The organism is Actinomadura sp. GTD37 (assembly GCF_041951365.1).
In the GTDB taxonomy this organism is placed as follows: domain Bacteria; phylum Actinomycetota; class Actinomycetes; order Streptosporangiales; family Streptosporangiaceae; genus Spirillospora.
Genome location: NZ_JBGNUS010000001.1, coordinates 1,585,521 through 1,603,719 on the forward strand (window position 1 = coordinate 1,585,521; position 18,199 = coordinate 1,603,719).

The 18,199-nt window shown below is 69.7% G+C and carries 15 protein-coding genes; 5 read left to right on the plus strand and 10 right to left on the minus strand.

From position 1 onward, the window contains the following. Positions 1–8 precede the first annotated feature (8 nt). The 3 genes from ACA511_RS07705 to ACA511_RS07715 are packed head-to-tail and all read left to right on the plus strand — an operon-like array spanning position 9 to position 1,146. A complete protein-coding gene (locus ACA511_RS07705; RefSeq protein ID WP_375023354.1) occupies positions 9–140 on the plus strand; it encodes a hypothetical protein in 132 nt (43 codons plus the stop codon). Then, complete coding sequence (locus tag ACA511_RS07710) at positions 140–955, plus strand: helix-turn-helix domain-containing protein (RefSeq protein WP_375023355.1); 816 nt, start codon at positions 140–142, stop codon at positions 953–955. The genes ACA511_RS07705 and ACA511_RS07710 overlap by 1 nt, the downstream gene beginning before the upstream one ends. After that, a complete protein-coding gene (locus tag ACA511_RS07715; RefSeq protein WP_375023356.1) occupies positions 952–1,146 on the plus strand; it encodes a DUF397 domain-containing protein in 195 nt (64 codons plus the stop codon). Before ACA511_RS07710 ends, ACA511_RS07715 begins: the two co-directional genes overlap by 4 nt. Before the next feature lie 188 nt (positions 1,147–1,334). Here the strand turns inward: ACA511_RS07715 and ACA511_RS07720 are convergent, their stop codons facing one another. The 3 genes from ACA511_RS07720 to ACA511_RS07730 all read right to left on the minus strand — a co-directional run bounded on the left by ACA511_RS07720 (position 1,335) and on the right by ACA511_RS07730 (position 2,981). Continuing rightward, on the minus strand, positions 1,335–1,670 hold the full coding sequence (locus ACA511_RS07720) for a helix-turn-helix domain-containing protein (protein WP_375023357.1): 336 nt from the start codon (positions 1,668–1,670) through the stop codon (positions 1,335–1,337). Further along, positions 1,667–2,038, minus strand: coding sequence for a type II toxin-antitoxin system RelE/ParE family toxin (locus tag ACA511_RS07725; protein ID WP_375023358.1), 372 nt, complete (start codon positions 2,036–2,038; stop codon positions 1,667–1,669). Before ACA511_RS07725 ends, ACA511_RS07720 begins: the two co-directional genes overlap by 4 nt. A gap of 274 nt (positions 2,039–2,312) precedes the next feature. Continuing rightward, positions 2,313–2,981, minus strand: coding sequence for a winged helix-turn-helix transcriptional regulator (locus ACA511_RS07730; protein ID WP_375023359.1), 669 nt, complete (start codon positions 2,979–2,981; stop codon positions 2,313–2,315). Between the two features lie 121 nt (positions 2,982–3,102). Here ACA511_RS07730 and ACA511_RS07735 point away from each other — a divergent pair, with 121 nt between their 5' ends. Continuing rightward, complete coding sequence (locus ACA511_RS07735; RefSeq protein ID WP_375023360.1) at positions 3,103–3,912, plus strand: class I SAM-dependent methyltransferase; 810 nt, start codon at positions 3,103–3,105, stop codon at positions 3,910–3,912. A 60-nt stretch (positions 3,913–3,972) separates the two neighbouring features. Here ACA511_RS07735 and ACA511_RS07740 read toward each other — a convergent pair whose 3' ends face one another. After that, positions 3,973–4,974 (minus strand): CDP-alcohol phosphatidyltransferase family protein, encoded by a 1,002-nt coding sequence (locus ACA511_RS07740; RefSeq protein WP_375023361.1) that lies wholly within the window; start codon positions 4,972–4,974, stop codon positions 3,973–3,975. Between the two features lie 129 nt (positions 4,975–5,103). On the opposite strand from ACA511_RS07740, the gene ACA511_RS07745 reads away from it, so the two are divergent. Next, positions 5,104–6,633 carry a hypothetical protein gene (locus ACA511_RS07745; protein WP_375023362.1) on the plus strand — a complete coding sequence of 510 codons (1,530 nt, stop codon included), beginning with the start codon at positions 5,104–5,106 and terminating at the stop codon, positions 6,631–6,633. Here ACA511_RS07745 and ACA511_RS07750 read toward each other — a convergent pair whose 3' ends face one another. From ACA511_RS07750 to ACA511_RS07775, 6 genes are all read right to left on the minus strand, one after another. After that, positions 6,634–8,598 (minus strand): glycosyltransferase, encoded by a 1,965-nt coding sequence (locus ACA511_RS07750; protein WP_375023363.1) that lies wholly within the window; start codon positions 8,596–8,598, stop codon positions 6,634–6,636. A gap of 7 nt (positions 8,599–8,605) precedes the next feature. Next, positions 8,606–12,001: a CDP-glycerol glycerophosphotransferase family protein gene (locus tag ACA511_RS07755; RefSeq protein ID WP_375023364.1), complete on the minus strand. Its 3,396-nt coding sequence runs from the start codon at positions 11,999–12,001 to the stop codon at positions 8,606–8,608. A gap of 139 nt (positions 12,002–12,140) precedes the next feature. Beyond that, complete coding sequence (locus ACA511_RS07760) at positions 12,141–14,360, minus strand: CDP-glycerol glycerophosphotransferase family protein (RefSeq protein WP_375023365.1); 2,220 nt, start codon at positions 14,358–14,360, stop codon at positions 12,141–12,143. Between the two features lie 59 nt (positions 14,361–14,419). Next, entirely contained in the window at positions 14,420–15,562 is a 1,143-nt protein-coding gene (locus ACA511_RS07765) for an acyltransferase family protein (protein WP_375023366.1), read from the minus strand. A 16-nt stretch (positions 15,563–15,578) separates the two neighbouring features. Further along, the gene (locus tag ACA511_RS07770) at positions 15,579–16,736 is read right to left on the minus strand and encodes an acyltransferase family protein (protein WP_375023367.1); all 1,158 of its coding nucleotides are present in this window, start codon (positions 16,734–16,736) and stop codon (positions 15,579–15,581) included. 12 nt (positions 16,737–16,748) lie between these two features. After that, the gene (locus ACA511_RS07775; protein ID WP_375023368.1) at positions 16,749–18,167 is read right to left on the minus strand and encodes an LCP family protein; all 1,419 of its coding nucleotides are present in this window, start codon (positions 18,165–18,167) and stop codon (positions 16,749–16,751) included. Positions 18,168–18,199 lie beyond the last annotated feature (32 nt).

The window sequence follows — 18,199 nt, forward strand, 5'->3', positions numbered from 1 at the left end:
TAAGGGTCATGATCGGCTCTGAGGCCGCCGTCATCGCCATCGTCCCGTCCTTGCCCGAGATTCCGATTTCCTGCGACAACGATCACGCTAAGCTCTACGGTTTTCTTGTGCTTATAAACAACCCCAAACAGGAGAGCTGATGCCGATCGTCCGCGACCCCATCGAACCCAAGATCTCTTTGTGGCACCTCCTGGCCTTCTACCTGCGGTTTCTTCGCGAGAAGGAAGGGCTTTCGCTCACGCAGTGCGGGAAGATCATCGGCGTTACCCGGTCGACTGTTTCGAACATCGAGGCAGTCAGGCAGCATCCGCAGGAAGACCAGCTTGTCAAGCTGGACGAGAAATACGGCACGGGCGAGCTTTTGCAGTTTCTGCTCTGGTATGCCCGGAATGCGCATGACCCGGACTGGGGCCGTCAGCTCGTCCCTCACGAGGAGCGGGGAAGGGCATTCAGGGCCTACCACGGAAAATCCATCCCCCGGCCGTTCCAGACCGAGGACTACATGCGCGCCCTTGCCATGGCAGGGACGCCGGACGACGCCGATGACACCGTGGCCAGGCGTCTGGCTCGCCAGCAGGTCCTACTTGACCGAGACAAGCCGCCGTTCTTCTGCATCATCTTGGAGGAGGAAGTACTCCGTTCCTGTGTCGGCGGTCCGGAGGTCATGAAGGGACAGCTCGCACACCTCCGAGAGATGATGGACCTCCCGCATGTCATCATCCGTTTCATCCAGCCTTCGGCTGGTGCCCACGAGGGCTTCGACGGCCCCTTCCAGATCATCAGCTTGGAACGCCGGGACATCGCGTACGCGGGCGCGCAGTACGGCGGAAGGCTGATCGAGGCCCCCGGCGAGGTGAGGGATCTTTGGGCTAGGTTTGACCGCATCGGCGCGAAGGCCCTCCCGGAAGATGCCTCGCGCGCTCTTGTCGAGCGGTACTTGGAGCAATGCACATGAACGTCCAATGGCGGAAGAGCGCCCATAGCAGCGGGGTCAACGACGAAGACTGCGTTGAGCTGGGAAGTCTTTCGCCAGAGGCCGGAATCGGTGTGCGGGACAGCAAGGATCCGGATGGGGGGCACCTCACCTTGTCCGTTGCGCAGTTCGCCGATCTGATCGGGCAGGTCAAGCGGCGCGTGTCTCGCTGACCGCCCTGTCCTGCCCGAACCCCGGCCGGTGGCGTTCCGATGCCCCCTTTGCGTCGTTGTCTATGCGCGAAGCGCGGGGGTGTGTCCGGCCTGGGACGGGCCTTGCGAACCGCCTCTGTGGTGACACGGCTGGGCGCCTTCAGGCTCAGTCGGCGACCAGCGGCAGTGCCGGTGTTGCGACCGATCGGTCAGGCGGCGTGGGTGTCGGTGCCGCGCAGGATGTACTGGTCGTCGCCGAACACAGCGGAGATCTGGAGTTGGCCTCCGAGGGCCTGGACGTAGCGGGCGATGGCGTCGACGGTGGAGACCTCGCCGCGCTCGATCTGGGAGACCCGGCTCTTGGTCACGCCCATCTTGTCGGCCACCTCGGTCTGGGACAGACCGAGGGCCTTGCGGCGTTCGGCGAGCCGGTGGCCGTCGATGTAGGACTGGTTGCGCTTGCGGGCTTCCGCGACGCCTTCCTCCCCGCCGGCTGCTGCGACGACGTCGGCGCGGACCTCGCTCCACTTGGGAAATTTCGTCATCGCTGCTCCTCCTCGACCTGGCGATCCTTCACATATTCCTCGTACAGGTCTTCGGCGCGGGGGATGGCCTGCTTGTACCAGCCCGACCAGTTACCGGACTTGTCGCCACCGGTCAGCAGAATGGCCGACCGCCACGGGTCGAACACGAACAATACTCTGATCTCCGAGCTGCCCGCCGACCCGGGGCGCAGCTCCTTGAGGTTGTGCAGCCGAGAGCCCTCAATGCGGTCCACGAGCGGACGGCCCAGCCCCGGACCGATTTCGGCGAGACGGTCGATGGCATCAACGACCTGAGCCCTCGACCTTTCGTCCAAGGCGTTGATCCAGGCGAGCAGCTCATTGGTGACACGGATCTCCCACTCCTCCACGCCTCGAAGTGTAGCAAATCCTTTACCGCGCGCTCCGGCTCGGTAGCCGTCACGCACCGCAAGGATCCGGATGGGGGGTACCCGGCCTGATCGAGCAGGTCAGGCGGTGCCCGTCCCGTCCCCTGCACTCTTGCGCACGCGCGAAGTGCGGGTACCTGGGCGTGCGTGGCGCCTCGGGTTCACGTGCCCGAGTTGGGCTCTAGGGTTGGGGGCGGCCCTGCGTGAGCAAGAGATCACCAAGTATCACATCGGCTGATGTCCGACCCGAGGGCGGCTACCCGGCCGGGCGGGGGACGGTGGCGTAGGGGGCGAGGGCGAACCAGGTGGGGAGGGTGCGGCGGAGGGGTTCGGGGCCCTGGATTCGCAGGACGTCGGTGCGGAGGGCGGTGTCCCAGGTGAGGTCGCCGCGCCAGATGCCGATGAGGTGGCGGAGGCCGGTGGTCACCGTCACGGAGACCTCGTGGCCGGGGTCCATGTCGCAGAGGTCGGCGGTGCCGGGGGTGGTGACGAGCCACCAGTGGCGGGTGCGGGGCGCGACGTCCGGGAAGTCGAAGAGGATCACGGTCCGGCCGTCGGGGACCGCGCCGGGAGCGATGTTGCGGCACATGTCCCAGAGGAGCAGCTTGGGGTCGAGGTCCTGGTCGCCCAGTTCACCGATCCAGCGGACGCCCCATACGGCGAGGGCCTCTACCACCGGGCGCAGTTCCTCACCGGCGGAGGTGAGGACGTAGCGGTCGTCCTTCTTGTCCAGGACACCGGCCCGGACGAGCTGGTTCAGGCGCTTGGACAGCAGCGTCGGCGACATGCGGGGCACGCCCCGCCGCACCTCGTTGAAGTGTTCACTCCCGGACAGCAGCTCGCGGACGATCAGCAGCGTCCAGCGCTCGTCGAGTAACTCCATCGCCTTGGCGACGGGGCAGAACTGGTAATACGAAGCCCCCATACCTCGCACACTAGGGCGGTTAACGTCAGCCGGATAGATCTCGGTACAGATCCTGTACTAGGAGAGCGTCCTTCAGGTTCCTAACGTTGGCCCCACACGGGACACGAGGGGAGAAGTTTCCATGGGGGACAAGCTGAAGGACGCGCACAGGGCGATGTGGGCGTCGGGCGACTATCCGTCGCTGGCGTCCGAGATCATCCCGGAGCTGGGGGCGGTGCTCGTCCGGGCGGCCGGAGTGACCGCCGGCAAGCGGGTGCTGGACATCGCGGCAGGGTCGGGCAACGCGGCCATCGCGGCGGCGCTCGAAGGAGCGGACGTGGTGGCGAGCGACCTCACGCCCGAGCTGCTCCAGGCCGGACGGGACGACGCGGCGAAGCGCGGCGCCGAGCTGGAGTGGAAAGAGGCCGACGCGGAGGCGCTGCCGTTCGGCGACGCGGAGTTCGACACGGTGCTGTCGTGCGTGGGGATCATGTTCGCCCCGCATCACCAGGCGTCCGCGGACGAACTGGTGCGCGTCTGCCGGTCCGGCGGCACGGTCGGGCTGCTCAACTGGACGCCGGAGGGCTTCATCGGGCAGATGTTCGCCACGATGAAGCCGTACGCGCCGCCGCCCCCGCAGGGCGCGCAGCCGCCGCCGCTGTGGGGACGTCCCGAGCACGTTGAGCGGCTCCTGGGCGACCGCGTCACCGACGTCAGCTTCGAGAAGAAGACGGTGCGGGTCGACCGGTTCGGGAAGCCCGAGGAGTTCCGCGACTACTTCAAGAGCCGGTACGGGCCGACGATCGCCGTCTACCGGCGCATCGCCGACGACCCGGACAAGGTCGCCGCGCTGGACGCTGCGCTCGCCGAACTGGCCCGCAGCCACGACGTGGGGACGTCCAGCCTGGTCACGGAGTGGGAGTACCTGATCGTCACCGCGCGCAAGCGCTGACCTCGAAAAGGGCGAAGGCCCCCGGCACGCGCCGGGGGCCTTCGCGACGAGCGGAGCGGGTCAGCCCGCGCTGCCGACCGTGACCTCCTGGTCGGCGGGGAGCGCGGAGCGGTAGGTCTCGATCTTGTCGTTGAGCTTGGCGAGGCTGCGGCTGTAGTCGCGGCTGGACAGCCAGAACTTGTAGATGATGACGAGTTCGAAGGCCAGCAGGCCGGCGGCGCTCGCCGCGACCACCGGGATGATCGCGCCGGAGATGATCGCGGCGGCGATCGGGGCGACGATGAAGACGCCCATCTGGAACTCGATGCCGCTGATCAGGTGCGGGCGGATGCGGCCCGCCATCAGGACGTTGCGGATCCGGGCGTACCAGGGGAAACGCTGGTTGAAGCCCTGCTGGAGGGTCGCGATGGTCGGGTCGTCGGCGACGACCCGGTTCTCCATGTCGGCCTCGGGGTCCTCGGTGAGGGCCTCGGCGGAGAGGAGGTCCTCGTCGGCGTCCGGTACCTCGCCGTTGGCGCGGCGGGCGGCCAGTTCGAGCTCCCTGGCCTCCGTGCGGGCCGCGTTCAGCGTCGTCCGCATCTGGGAGCGGACCTTGTAGATCTCCAGAGCGTCCATGTAGCGGAGCATGTCGAGGAACACGACCGCGACGGCCGTCCAGATGTAGGCGACGTTGTCCGTGGCGGCGTACTGCCCGGCCATGAGGGCGATCGCGCAGGCGAGGACGCGGACGCGGTCGAAGATGTAGTCGAGCCAGGCGCCGAAGACCGAGCCGGTGCCCTTCAGGCGAGCGATCTTGCCGTCCATGCAGTCGAGCGTGAACGACAGGTGGTACAGCAGCGCGCCGGCGAGCAGCCACGGCCAGGACGCGACGGCGAAGCAGGCGCCGGCGGCGAGGCCGAGGATCAGGGCCCCGACGGTGAGCTGGTTCGGGGTGACGCGCGTCCGGTTGGCCGTGAACCTGACCAGCCGGGACGCGAGCGGGTCGACCAGCAGGACGGTCCACCAGGCATCACGCGCCTTGTACGTCCGTTGCCGAACGTCGTCGAGCGTGAAGTCAGCCATGGAGTTCATCCCTTTCATCGTGAGGAGCGCTCCGATGCTATCGCTGCCCGGATCGGGGGACGGGCATTGTCGCTGATCCGTGACTGGTCCCCGCACATGGTGATCATTCCCATGGGTAGCGTGGACCGGGTGCGCGTCCGACTCATCCCCCATGTGCCGTTCGCTGGAGTTCTCGCGGCGGCGATCTGGATCCGGGTCATCGCGGTCCTCGGGTATCCGGCTCCGTTGTGGTTCGGCGACTCGCCCGGGTATCTGGCGTCCGCCGTCGAGTTGCGGCCGGGTGAGACGCGTCCCAGTGGATACCCGTTTCTGCTGTGGCTGATCAAACCGTTCCACAGCTTCACCGTGATGGTGTCGGTGCAGCACGCCATCGGCGTCCTCACCGGGGTGCTGGTGTACGTCCTGGTGGTGCGCGCCGGACGGGCGGCCTGGCCCCTGGACGAGCCGTCCGGGCGGTGGGCGTGGCGCGCGTGGCTCCCGCCCGTCCTCGCGGCGGCGCTGACCGTCCCGGTGCTGATCCCCGTCCAGCAGGTCGCCCTCGAGCACATGCTCATGTCGGACTCGCTGTTCGCGTTCCTGCTGCTCGCGGCGGTGGCGGCGGCGCTGTGGCGGCGCCGGTCGACCTGGTGGCTGGGCGCGCTCGCCGGCGCCTTCGCGGCGTTCGCGGCGCTGACGCGGTCGGCGGGCCTGCCGCTGATCGCGGTGATCCTCGTCGCGATGCTGCTGCGCCGCGCGGGCTGGCGGGCGTGCGTCTCCGCGACGGTCGTGTTCGCCCTGCCGGTCGTCGGCTACATGTTCTGGTTCCAGTCGGAGTACGGCCAGTTCAAGATGGCCAAGGCCGAGTCGATCTGGCTCTACGGACGCACCGCGGCGTTCGCCGACTGCCGGGTCATCAAGCCCGAGCCCGAACTCCAGATCATGTGCCCGCAGCGCAGCGACCCGCGCATATCGCCCGCGTTCGCCTCCATGTGGACGGAGGACTCGCCGTTCCGCAACATCCCCGGCTGGGTCACCGGCGAGGAGGCCAACCGGCTCGCGGGCGAGTTCGCGTGGCAGGCCATCGGGAAGCAGCCCGGCGACTACGCGAACGTGATCGTCCACGACACGATGATGGCGTTCGAATGGGACCGCGAGCCGTACCCGACGCCGTGGACGTGGCTGCAGTACGACTTCCCCGAAGGCGAGGCGTGGAGCGACAGCCAGGCCCTCGCCGCCGAGAAGTACGACCCGGACGGCGGGGAGGCCAAGGTCGTCCAGCCGTGGGCCGGGAAGATCCGCACCTACCAGGACAACTTCGCCATGCCGGGCACGATCCTCGGCATCCTGCTCCTCTGCGGCCTCGCCGCCGCGCTCCCGCACGTCAGGCAACGGGGCCGCTGGCGCCCGCTGGGCCCCGCCACGCACTGGGGGACGGGCGCGATCCTCCCCTGGGGCACGAGCCTGGCGCTGCTGGTGATCCCCGCCGCGACCGCCGACTTCGACTACCGCTACGTCGTCCCGGCCGTCCCGTTCGCCTGCCTGGCCCTCGGCCTGGCCCTCCTCCCCCCACCCCGCAAGCCCCGCCCGGCCTGGCGAGAGCCGGAGCCCGCCGCCGAGAAGCCGGAACCGGTGGGCGAGGAGCCGGAGAAGCAGAAGGTCGCCGCCGGAAAGGACGCTTGATCAGCCGACCCGGCCGAGCCGCCGCCGCGCCGACTTCAGCATGGCGGGCAGCCGGCCCGGCACGACCTGGACGGCGAGGTTCCCGCCGCCCGTCCGGTAGAACGAGGCGCGCCGCATGCCCAGGGCCGCGCACGGCACCGGCGCGGACACGTCCCCGTCGGCCACCGACACCCGGACACGGGACGTCTCGGCGCCGACGGTCAGGTCCAGCCAAGCGTCCCAGCGCCCGTCGCCCAGCCGGCGCGCGTCGATGACCGCGGTGAAGTCCATGCGGTCGGCCCCGGCGGACGTCTCCACTTCGCCGCGTCGTGCGTCGCCGCCCCCGCCGCGCGGGTCGAGCCCGACCGCCAGGTGCACCAGCGCGGCGGCCCGCCGGGTCGCCGGCAGGTGGCCGCGGATTCGCAGCCGCGCGTCGTCGTCCCATTCGACGCCGTCGAAGCTCAGGAGCCGCTGGAGGCCCGCGGTCCCCGGCGCGACGGTCAACGACAGGTTGCCGTACTCGCGGGTGAAGAACGGGGCGACGGCCGCCGCATCGCCGTCTTCGGACGCGACGAACCGGACCGGCGGGGCGGCCCCGATCTCCGGGGAGCGGTCCGCGCCGAGGCGCCCCTCCATGGCCAGCCTGCCGCTGGACAACTCGACGTGCAGGTCCCAGGTGCCGGACGGCACCGCGCTGGAGGCGACGTCCACGGTGAAGTCGCCGTCGGCGTCCAGTTCGATCTCCACCCGGCGCTCGCCGCCCGACTTCTTGGACCGCAGCAGCAGCGCGGCGGTCTGGTCGGCGACGTCCAGCATGGTGATCGCGGCCCTGCCGCTGACCCGCAGCCGGTCGCCGTCCCAGCCGAGCGCGGTGATGCTCCGCTGGACGCGCAGCCGGTCGGTGACGTCGAAATAGGCGTCGGGGATGGCGGCCGACGGCTCCCGGAAGCCGGGGAAACGGCAGTAGGCGCGGTCCTTGTCGACGATGACCGGAACCGGGTCCGGGCCCCCGCCGGCCTCGATGATCTCGGTGAGGAGCCGCTCGTGGCCGCTGCGCGCGCAGTGGGCGAGCAGCCGGTGGCGGGGCGGCATCCGCATCAGCACCGAGGGGGTGAGGTAGTCCTCGCAGAGCCGGCGGACGCCGTCCCTGGTCGCGCGCTGCTCCTCCTCGGACGCCGCGAGCAGCCGGTCGTTGAACCGGTGCAGGACGTCCCGCTGGAAGTGGCGGACGAGCATCCGGTCGCGGACCGCGCCCGGCCCGCGGTGCGACACGACCTGCTCCAGCAGCGGCCGGGCCGCCTCGGCGAAGTAGACGGCGCCCGGCGCTCCGCCGGTCTGCATGATGCTGGTGCCGTCTTCGCGTTCGACGAGGTAGTAGCAGTCGTAGTCGGCGACGACGGAGACGCCGGAGCAGTGCAGGAACGCGTGTCCGGCGAACACCTTGTCCTCGCCGGAGAGAACGCCCTCCGGGAAGGTGATCCCATGCTCGGCGACCATGGCGCGGCGGAACAGCTTGTGCACGGTCAGCGACCTGCTGTAGATATCGGTCTTCGGGTCGTCCACGGTGATGCGGGGGATGTTCTCGTCGAACCGCGCGACGCCCCGTCCGACACCGACGTAGTTGCCGATGACGACGTCGGTCCCCTGCTCGTCGGCCATGGCGCACATGCGCTCCAGGGCCTCCGGGCCGAGGTGGTCGTCGGCGTCCAAGAAGAACAGGTACTCGCCGCGGGCCCGCTCGATGCCGATGTTGCGGGGGCCACCGGGCCCACCCGAGTTCGACCGCCGGACGACGGTGAGCCCCGGGTGCGTCGCGGCGATCCGGTCCAGCTCGTCGCCGCTGCCGTCGGTGGAGCCGTCGTCCACCGCGATGACCTCGATCAGCTCGGCGTCGAGGGTCTGCTCGAAGACCGACAGCAGCGTCCGCCCCACCGACGCGCGGCAGTTGTAGACCGGGACGATGACGCTGACCTTGGGGGAAGTCAAGTGTTCCTCAGCTGTCCGGGGTGAAGACGCGGTCGACGGCGCGGGCGGCGGCCTGGCCGTCGTCGAGGGGGCAGAAGCGGTCGACGAAGGCGTCGTAGCGCTCCTTGTGGGCGGCGGTGGCGGACTCCACGTCGCGGATCGCGTCGATGAGGTCGTCGGACGTCTCCACCAGGGGGCCCGGCGACTCGGCCTCGAAGTCGAAGTAGAAGCCGCGGAGGCGGTCCCGGTAGTCGGCCAGGTCGTAGGTGAAGAACAGCATGGGACGGCCCGTGTTGGCGTAGTCGAACATCACCGACGAGTAGTCGCTGATCATCATGTCGGAGATCAGGTACAGCTCGGTGATGTCGGGATACAGGGACACGTCCCGGACGAAGCCGTGCTCGTCCTCGGCGACGCCGTCGACGACGTTGGTGTGCAGGCGCACGAGGAGGACGTGGTCGTCGCCGAGGGCGGCGCGGGCCCGCTCCAGGTCGAGGCGCATGTCGAACTTGTAGCGGCCGCGGCTGTAGTACTGGTCGTCCCGCCACGTGGGGGCGTACAGCACGACGCGCTTGCCCTCGGGGATGCCGAGCCGGGCCTTGACCTGCCTGGCGACGGTCGCGGCCTCGGGGCTGTGCATCAGGTCGTTGCGCGGGTAGCCGACCTCCAGCATCTCGCCCTTGAACGCGAACGCGCGGCGGAAGATCTCCGTGCTGAACGGGTTCGGGGACAGCAGGTGGCTCCACTCGGGGACGACCGGGCCGGTGGACTTCGACTGCAGCGCCTTCTTCATGCCGGGCGCGTAGGCGAAGTGCACCTCCTTGATGTCCTTGCCGATCTTCTTCAGCGGCGTGCCGTGCCACGTCTGCAGGACGACCTGGTCCGGGTGGCGCTGGAACGCGTCGCCGAGCCGGTGGTTCGTCACGATGTAGCGGGACGTGGCGAGCGCCTCGTTCCACTCCTTGCCGTTGAGCCGGACGGGCTCCAGCGTGTCCGGCAGCTCCACCTGCGCGTCGTTGACGACCCAGAGCTGCTCCAGGTCGAGGCCGCGGCGGAGGATCTCCTGGTGGATCGCCTTCGGGCTGTCGGAGTACTGGCGTCCGCTGAAGCACGAGAACAGGACGGTGTCGCGGAGGCCGTCGCGGTCGACGCGGCGGCGGGCCTCCTCCCGGTACTTCGGCCCGGCGCTCTTCTCCTCGGAGGTGACGTCGCCGGTCACCGACACGACGAGCCGACCGTCGCGGGCCTCCAGCGCGTAGCCGCGGCGCGCGACCTCCAGCGGCTCCGGCAGCGCCTTCTGCGCCTGCGGGGACAGCCGGACGGTCAGCGCCCGCTCGCCCGGCGGCTGGAACAGCACGTCCCAGCGGCCCGGACGCAGCGGCAGCACACCGGCGACGCCGGGCACGGCCGCGACCGGGACCTCGGCGCGCAGCACGCCCGAGGACGGGTCGGCGACGAGGGCGAACGCGTACTCCTTGCGGCGTCCCCGGCTGCGCAGGACGAGCTGCCCGCCGCCGTGGGCGGGGTGCGTCGCGGTCACCGCGAGCGCCCCTTCGGGCCGCCACGTGCAGTCGTCGACGGCCAGCCGCGTCGTGGTGCGGCGGACGCGCAGGTAGCCGCTCGGGCCGCGCCCGGCGGTGACCTCCAGCGCGCCGAACATCCGGTCGACGTCGGCGACGCCCTCGGCGAGCACCAACCGGCGCTCGCCGGCCGACACCAGCCAGTCGCGGGTGTCGTCGATCTGGTCCGGCGGCATGGGGGAGCCTTCGAGGCCGAACGGGTCGACGCGGGCGGTGAACCCGCCGTCCGTCGCGGTGACCGGCACCGCCACGCGGTCGTCGCCGAGCGACAGGACCAGCTCGTCCGGCGCCTCGCCCGCCGCCTCGATGACGAGCGCGTCGTCCTCCCAGCGGAGGGCGGTGGCCTTCACGGCGACCTTCTCGACCGTGATGACGAGGCGGCCGTCGCGGATCTGCGGGACGACGCGGACGTCGTCGGCGACGTAGTGGTACGGGGGGTGGGCGCCGCTGCCGGAGCTGCCGCCGCGCAGCGGGCCCCGCCGGAACACGCCCGCGTTCAGCACGGACGCCTCGACGGTCCAGTCGCCCTCGACCCACGTCCCGTGGTCGCGGAGCCGGTCGGCGTCGAGGCCGACCTCGAACCCGGACCAGCCGGACTTCTTGCCGGGCTTCGGCGTCTGCCGGGCCCGCGCGACGATCTTCCGCTTGCCGGACCGCAGCGTCATCGTCTTCACCGACGTCCAGCGGCGCCGCATGCTGACGGAGTTGATGTACGCCTCGCCGGTGACGGTCAGCGTGTCGCCCGACCAGCTCACCGCGTGCACGCGGCCGCGCAGCTTGACCTCGCTCCGCGCCCGGTAGACGTCGCGGGGGACGTCGACCCCCGCGTCCTTGAAGTACGGGTACACGACGTAGCGGCGCAGCGGGTCGCGGACGATCGACGGCGACGCCTTCCCGCGCTCGTACCGGACGACCTTCACCAGCTCGGTCGTGTGCCCGGTGGCGGCGAGGTGCCACTTCAGCCGGGTCAGCGCGGACGCGTCGGCGAGCACCTTCGCGGGGACGTCCGCGGCGTACGCGGCGGCCTGCGCGACGACCTGGTCGCGCTCCTCGGCGGGCACGTCGGGCAGCGCGTCCAGGAAGACCTGGAGCTCACCGGTCACGGCGATGAGCTGGAGGCGGCGCTTGGACCGGGCGTGGCCGTGCTCGTCCAGCCAGGTGGTGGCGAGGTTGACGGCGCCGAACCCGTCGGCGATCTCCTGCGCCTCCGTCGTCGTCCCGAACCAGGGCCCGCGCCGGTGCAGCACGACGTCGGGCAGCACGTCGACGCCCTGCGCCAGGTGCAGCGCCTGGAGCGTGGTCGGCAGGTCGTCGTACCAGCCGACGTCGGGGAACTCCAGCTTGTGCGACGTCCAGAACGAGCGGCGGAACAGCTTGCCGAACACCTTGCGGTCGCGGACGAGCTCCGGGCTCCGCTGCACGTCGGTGCCGGTGGCGGGGTCGGCGGGCGTGTTGCGCGACTTCCACGCCGACACCTGGCCGTTCCACTTGCGGACGGCCTCGCGGCCGAGCGCGAGGTCGGACCCCGACCGCTCCAGCGACGCCAGCAGGGCCGCGGCGGCGTCCGGCGTGAGCTCGTCGCCGCCGTTGACGAACAGCAGGAACTCGCCGCCGCTCTCCGCGACGCCCAGGTTGCGGGCCGCGCCCCGGCTGAGCGCCCCCTGCCGGACGATCCGGAACCGGTCGTCGGGCACGGCGGTCTCGGCGGTGGCGCCGGCGCCGTCGTCCATGACCAGCACTTCGAGGTCGCCGAACGTCTGCGCCGCGAGCGAGGCGAGGGTGTCGCCGAGCGACTCCCCGGCCCCGTGCGCGAGCACGATGACGCTGATGCGGCTGGCGGACAAGCGACCCACTCCTTCGATCACTTCGGCCGGCGCGGCGGCGTTGCCGGGCCGGGACGGGGGGTTCGCGCGGCGGACGTGCGCCGGGAGCGCGAGGGGGGACGTGCGCCGGATGCTACTGCCGTCCGGCGCGCGCCGGGGCTCACTGCGGCGGATTCGGGATCTTTTCCCCGAGGAACATGCGGCGGACGGCGCGTTCGGCCGCCTGCCCGTCGTCCCACGGGCAGAACCGGGCCCGGAAGTTCGCGAGGTTCTTGGTGGCCGCGTCGCTCCACGCCGCCCGGGACACGAACGCGTCGACCAGCTCGGCCTCGGTGTTCGCGACGACGCCCGGCGACGTCTCCATCAGGTCGAAGTTGACGCCCCGGGTGAGCCGGTAGGTCTCCCAGTCGTTGGCGTAGACGACGATCGGCTTGTCGAGGTTCGCGTAGTCGAACATGACCGACGAGTAGTCGGTGAGCAGCGCGTCCGAGGCGATCATGAGGTCCTCGACGGACGGGTGCTTGGAGACGTCGATGACCCGGCCCTCCGGCCAGCCCATGTCCGCCGCCATGTTCTTGATCTTGTAGTAGTAGTGCGCCCGCAGCAGCAGGACGTGCCCCTCGCCGAGCTGCTCCATGACCCGCCCGATGTCGAACATCGGGCTGTAGCGGCGCTGGTAGTCGCGGTGCGTCGGCGCGTACAGGATCGCGGTCGCGTTGCCGGGGACGCCGAGCTCGGCGCGCAGCCGGACCCGCTCGTCCGCGGTGGCCCGCACGAGCCGGTCGTTGCGCGGGTAGCCGATCTCCAGCATCTCGTAGTCGCACGGGAACCCGCGCTCCCACGCCTCGGTCGACAGCGGGTTGGACGACAGGAGGTAGTCCCACCGGTCGGACCGGGTGATGAGGGCCTTGAAGTCCATGTCGTTGGCGCCGACCGGGAACTCCATCTGGTCGAGGCCCATCTTCTTCAGCGGCGTGCCGTGCTGCGTCATCATGTGGACCTGCCCCGGACGCTTCACGTAGTTGTCGGGGAAGTTCACGTTGTTGACGAAGTACTTCGCGCGGGCGAGCGTCCGGTAGTAGTCGGCGCCGCCCGCGATGACGTAGTCGACGCCGTCCGGCATGCTCTTGCGCCCGCCCGGCTTGACCACCCACACCGGGTTGATGTGCGGGGCCAGCTCCCGGACCTTCTCGTAGATCGCGGCCGGGTTGCAGGCGTACCCGCGGTACCAGTAGGCGCCGAACACGGCGAGGTTCTCGTCGATGGAGAGGCGCCGCTGCATCTGGTAGTAGCGGTCCTTGGCGAGCTCCTTGGACAGGAGCATGCCGCGCCGGCGGATGCGCGTCGCCTTGTTGCCCCGCTTCTTCGCCTTGTCCTTGGCCTCGGTGGCCTGGACGCGCTGGAAGCCCTTGTAGTCGTTCGCCTTGACCAGTCGGTGCTTCTCGGCGAGGTACGGCTTGTCCTCCGGCGTCGGCGGGACGTGGCCGGGCGGCTCGTACTTGTTGTACGTCTTCGACATCTCCGCGAAGAAGCGCGCGTTCTCCGACTCGTGGACGCGGTCGCCGCGCTCGATGATGACGAGCAGGTGCCAGATCGTCCGGTCGAACATGAGCGGGCGGAACGGGTCGGCCTTCTCGCCCAGCCCGTCCATGAACTCGAAGATGCGGTCGTACTGCGCGAACGCGTCGAAGTGCTTCGCGCCGGTGGTCTTGGTGATCGCGCCGCGGCGGCGCTGCCGGTAGATGTAGCAGACCCGGTCCAGCAGGCTGAGCCGCTCGGCCGCCATCAGGATCGGGTAGGTGACGTTGACGTCCTCGTAGTAGCCGCCGCTGAACCGCAGCCCGAGGTCGAGGAGGAACTCGCGGCGGATCGCCTTGTTCCACGCCGTCATCATCATCTCGAGGACGCTCTGCCGCTCGGCGAGCGTGAACACGTCCGGCGCGGGCGGCTCGCGGAACAGGTCGTTGATGATGCTGCGCTTGACCTTGCCGTTCCAGTAGGACCGGGCGTAGTCGAAGACGAGCACGTCGGGACGGGTCTCGGCGAGCCGGTCGAGGATGGCCCGGACCGCGCCCTCGGTCGCGTAGTCGTCGCTGTCGAAGAACCAGACGTAGTCGCCGGTCGCCATGTCGAGGCCGATGTTGCGGGCGTGGCCCAGCCCGACGTTCTCGGCGAGGTGGCGCACCTTGACGCGCGAGTCGCGCTCGGCGAACTCGTCCAGGATCTCACCGCAGTTGTCCGGCGAGTGGTCGTCGACCGCGATGACCTCAAGGTTCGGCAGGTCCGGGTCGAGGATCGAGTCCAGGCACTGCCGGATGTACCCCTGCACTTTGTGCACGGGCACGATGATGCTCAAGGAGATGTCGTGATCAGTGCTCACGCGTAGGCCAATCAGCTACTCGGTGAATCTGGACTATACCCGCAGATCGTAGGTAGATCTTATGTCCCGCCATGAGCGGGCTTGAGCAGCCATCTCCCCTTGGGCTCGACGGCCCATCGGGTGAGGCGCTGCACGGGGACGGTGGCGAGCAGGATGCCGAGCGCGAGGCCGCCCGCGGTGACCGCGAGCTGGCCGGCCGGGGTGTGGAAGAAGCGGGCGTCGAAGACCCCGCCGTAGTGGAGCGTCTTCACGACGAGGCCGTGCAGCAGGTAGACGTACATCGTCCGCGTGCCGAGCACGGTGTACCAGGCGCGTCCGCGCGGGACGGCCGCGAGGAACGCCATGCCGAGGACGACCGCGACACCCAGCGCGAGCAGGCGGTACGCCATGCCCTCGACCGCGTTGAAGCCCATGTAGTCGTAGCCGCGGTTCCACAGCAGCACGCCGTGCGTGATCTTCGGGAGGACCTTGCCGAGGTCCCAGAGGTAGGCGACCGGCAGCGCCGCGAGCAGCACGGCGGCGCCGGCCCAGCGCGTCCAGCCGGGGCCGCGCAGCGCGTCGACGCGGTCCCGCCGGACGGTGAGGCCGAGGACGAAGAACGGCAGCAGCCCGGCGGCCCGGCACAGCGCCGCGTCGGAGTTGAAGCTCCAGCTCCCCGCGATCAGGGCGAGCGCCACCGAAACGGCGAAGGGGTGCCGCAGGTGCGACCACAGCGGGGCGCTCAGCCGCCACAGCACCAGGGCGACGAGGAACCACATCAGGAACTGCGGCCGGAAAAGCTCGTGCAACCGGAAGTCGTTGCCCTGGATGATCACAAGCTGCATTCGGTAAAGGACGTTGAAAATCACATACGGAACGACAAGTGCCGGGAAAATACCCCGGAATTTCTCCGTGGACTTCATGAAGCCGCGGGAGAAGAAGCCGGAGACGAACACGAAGACCGGCATGTGGAAGCCGTAGGTGACGGTGTAGACCGCCGCCGTCGCGTGGCTGTCGGTCCGGAAGATCTCCCAGATGTGGCCGAGGACGACCAGCATGATCAGGAAGAACTTGACGTTGTCGAAGTAGGCGTCGCGCTGCTTGGGCGCCGCCGCGGGCGCGCGGGGCCCGTCGGCGGGCGCCCGGACATCCGGGACGGTGGCGCCGGGGTCCGGTGCGGTCGCCGCGGCGGGGGTGCGCGGCGTGGGGAGGATGTCCGTCATGGTGGAGAACGCTTTTCTACCGTCGGCTCGGCCGTCGGAGGGGAGTGAAGACCCAGGTCAGCTTGGGTTCCAGGGCCCAGCTCATCGACCGGACGACCGGCTTGGAGCACAGCGCCGTCCCGATGATGAGGGCGCCGCAGACCACGATGACGACGCCGGGCGGGGTGTGCATCCAGTCCGCGCCCCACCAGCCGGTGAAGTTGAGGAGCCTGGTGACGAAACCGTGCAGGAGGTAGGCGTAGAGGGTGTAGGAGCCGAGCTGGGTGAACCAGTGGCGGCGGCGCGGGATCAGGCTGAGGAACGCGGCGACGAACACGATCGCGGCGGCGAACATGGCGAGCCGCATCAGGGTGCCGCTGAAGTTGCCGACGCCGAGCTCGAAGTGGGCGTGCTTCCAGTAGATCCAGCTCCGCGACATCTTGTCCATGACGAGGTACGTCCCGCCGAGCCCGGCGGCGAGCACCACCGCCCCGATCGGCCGGGCGATCGGCTTCTTCAGCAGCTCGAAGTGCTGCGGCTTCAGCGTGAGCCCGAGGACGTAGAACGGCAGCAGCCCGATGACGCGGTGGATGTCGAACGTCGAGCCGAGGTCGCTCATGTACGACAGCAGCGCGAACACCAGCGCCACCGCCAGCGGCCAGCGGATCTGCTGCCAGACCGGGGTGGACAGCCGCCACATGAACAGCGCGATCAGGAACCACGTCAGGTAGTACGGGTTCAGCAGGCTGATCTCCAGCTCGTTGCGCCCGGCGAGCCAGTCGTACAGCGAGTAGGCCAGCTCGAACACCACGTACGGGACGCCGACGTTGGTGATGAGCTTGCGCGCCTTGCCGCCGGCGAACGTCCAGTTCCGCGAGAAGTAGCCGGTGATCACGATGAACAGCGGCATGTGGAACAGGTAGATGAAGATGTACAGGCCCTTGGCCATCGGGACGTTCAGCAGGTTGGCCAGGGAGTGGCCCGAGACCACCAGCAGGATCGCGAAGTACTTGGCGTTGTCGAAGAACGGGTCGCGCTGCTTGGGGGGCCGGGCGGGCGCGGGGACCTGCGCGGCGCCCTCGGCGGGCGGCGCCTGCGGGACGCTCGCGGCGGGGGGTGCCGCCGGGTCCGCGGACGGCGGCGGTGCGGGGTGCGGGGCCGTCTCGGCGCCGGAGGGCCTGGTGGTGTACGTCATAGGGCTGCCCGGTCAGGTCTCCTTGCAGATGCTGTCGCTGGCCCGGATCTCGCCCTGCTGCTTCGGGATGCCGGCGCCTGCGCTCTTCAGGTTGGTCCAGTTGCGTCCGACGACGAGGTCGACGACGCCCGGTGTGGCGCCCTTCCCGCGCGCCGCCGGCTGCGGCTTGCTCGCGATGAGACCGGCGAGCGTCTGCGCCTGCTGGTCGGCACCGGAACCGTACAGCACCTTGGTGGTCGCCGTGGGGGAAGGGGCGTTTCCGCCGACGGTCACCTGGAAGCCCTGCGACTCCAGGTCGTCGGCGACGCGTCCGGCCTGGCCGTCGACGCCGCTGCCGTTGTAGACCCGCACCCGCACCTGGCTCGGCGGGATGCTGGAGCCCGCCTTCGGCTCCTTGGGCACGGTCTTGTCGTTGCGGACGGCCGCGAAGAACGGCTGCGCGGCGTCGCTGAGCGCCACCCGGTTCACGTCGGCCGGGTCGGGCCCGGACGGGACGGTCACGAACCGCAGCTTGCCGGTGGTCATGCCCTGCATCTCCTGGGCGATGTCCATCATGACCTGCGGCGTGAGCTCCTTGTCGGTGGTGAGCGACTTGGTGACCGCGTTCATCAGCGAGTAGAGCTTCTTGGGGTTGCTGAGGACGCCCGCGCTCATCGCCTGGCCGGCGAGGGCGCCCATGAACTTCTGCTGGCGCTTGATGCGGTCGGTGTCGGAGCCGTCGCCGAGCCCGTGCCGGACCCGGACGTACGCCAGCGCGGTCTCGCCCGAGATCTTGTGCTTGCCCTTGCTCAGGTTGAGCCCGGACTTGGGGTCGTTGACGGACTTCGGCAGGCACACCGGGACGCCGCCGACCGCCTTCGTGATGTTCTTGAACCCGGTGAAGTCGACCTGCATGAAGTGGTCGACGCGGATGTTGGAGATGCTCTCGATCGTCTTGATGACGCAGGCCGCGCCGCCGTTGGTGAACGCCGAGTTGATCTGGGCGCGGGACTGGGCCGGGAGCGTGTCGCCCTTGCGGCTCTTGCAGGACGGCATCCGGATCATCAGGTCGCGGGGGAAGCTGATCCCCATCGCCTGGCCGCCGCCCGGCGACAGGTGCAGCAGGATCATCGTGTCCGAGCGGGGGGCCTCGTTCTTCAGCGAGCGGCCGTACTTGCCGTTGGCGCCCGCGCGGGTGTCGGACCCGAGCAGCAGGATGTTCATCGCGCTGTTCAGCTTCTTCGGCCGGTTGGGGCCGAGCTGCGCGTTGACGTCCTCGTGCGAGATGTTCCCGAACGCCTTGCGGTACAGGCCGTAGGCGGTGAGGGAGCCGGCCACCATGACCGCCGACAGCCCGATGCACACCCAGCCGAGGATGCGCCAGCCTCGTCGCGGCGCCGGCTGAGGGTCGGCGTCGTCGACGTACTCCATGTACATCGGGTTGCTGTTCATCGGCTCCGGGTCCGGGGTCTCAGCGGCTCTTG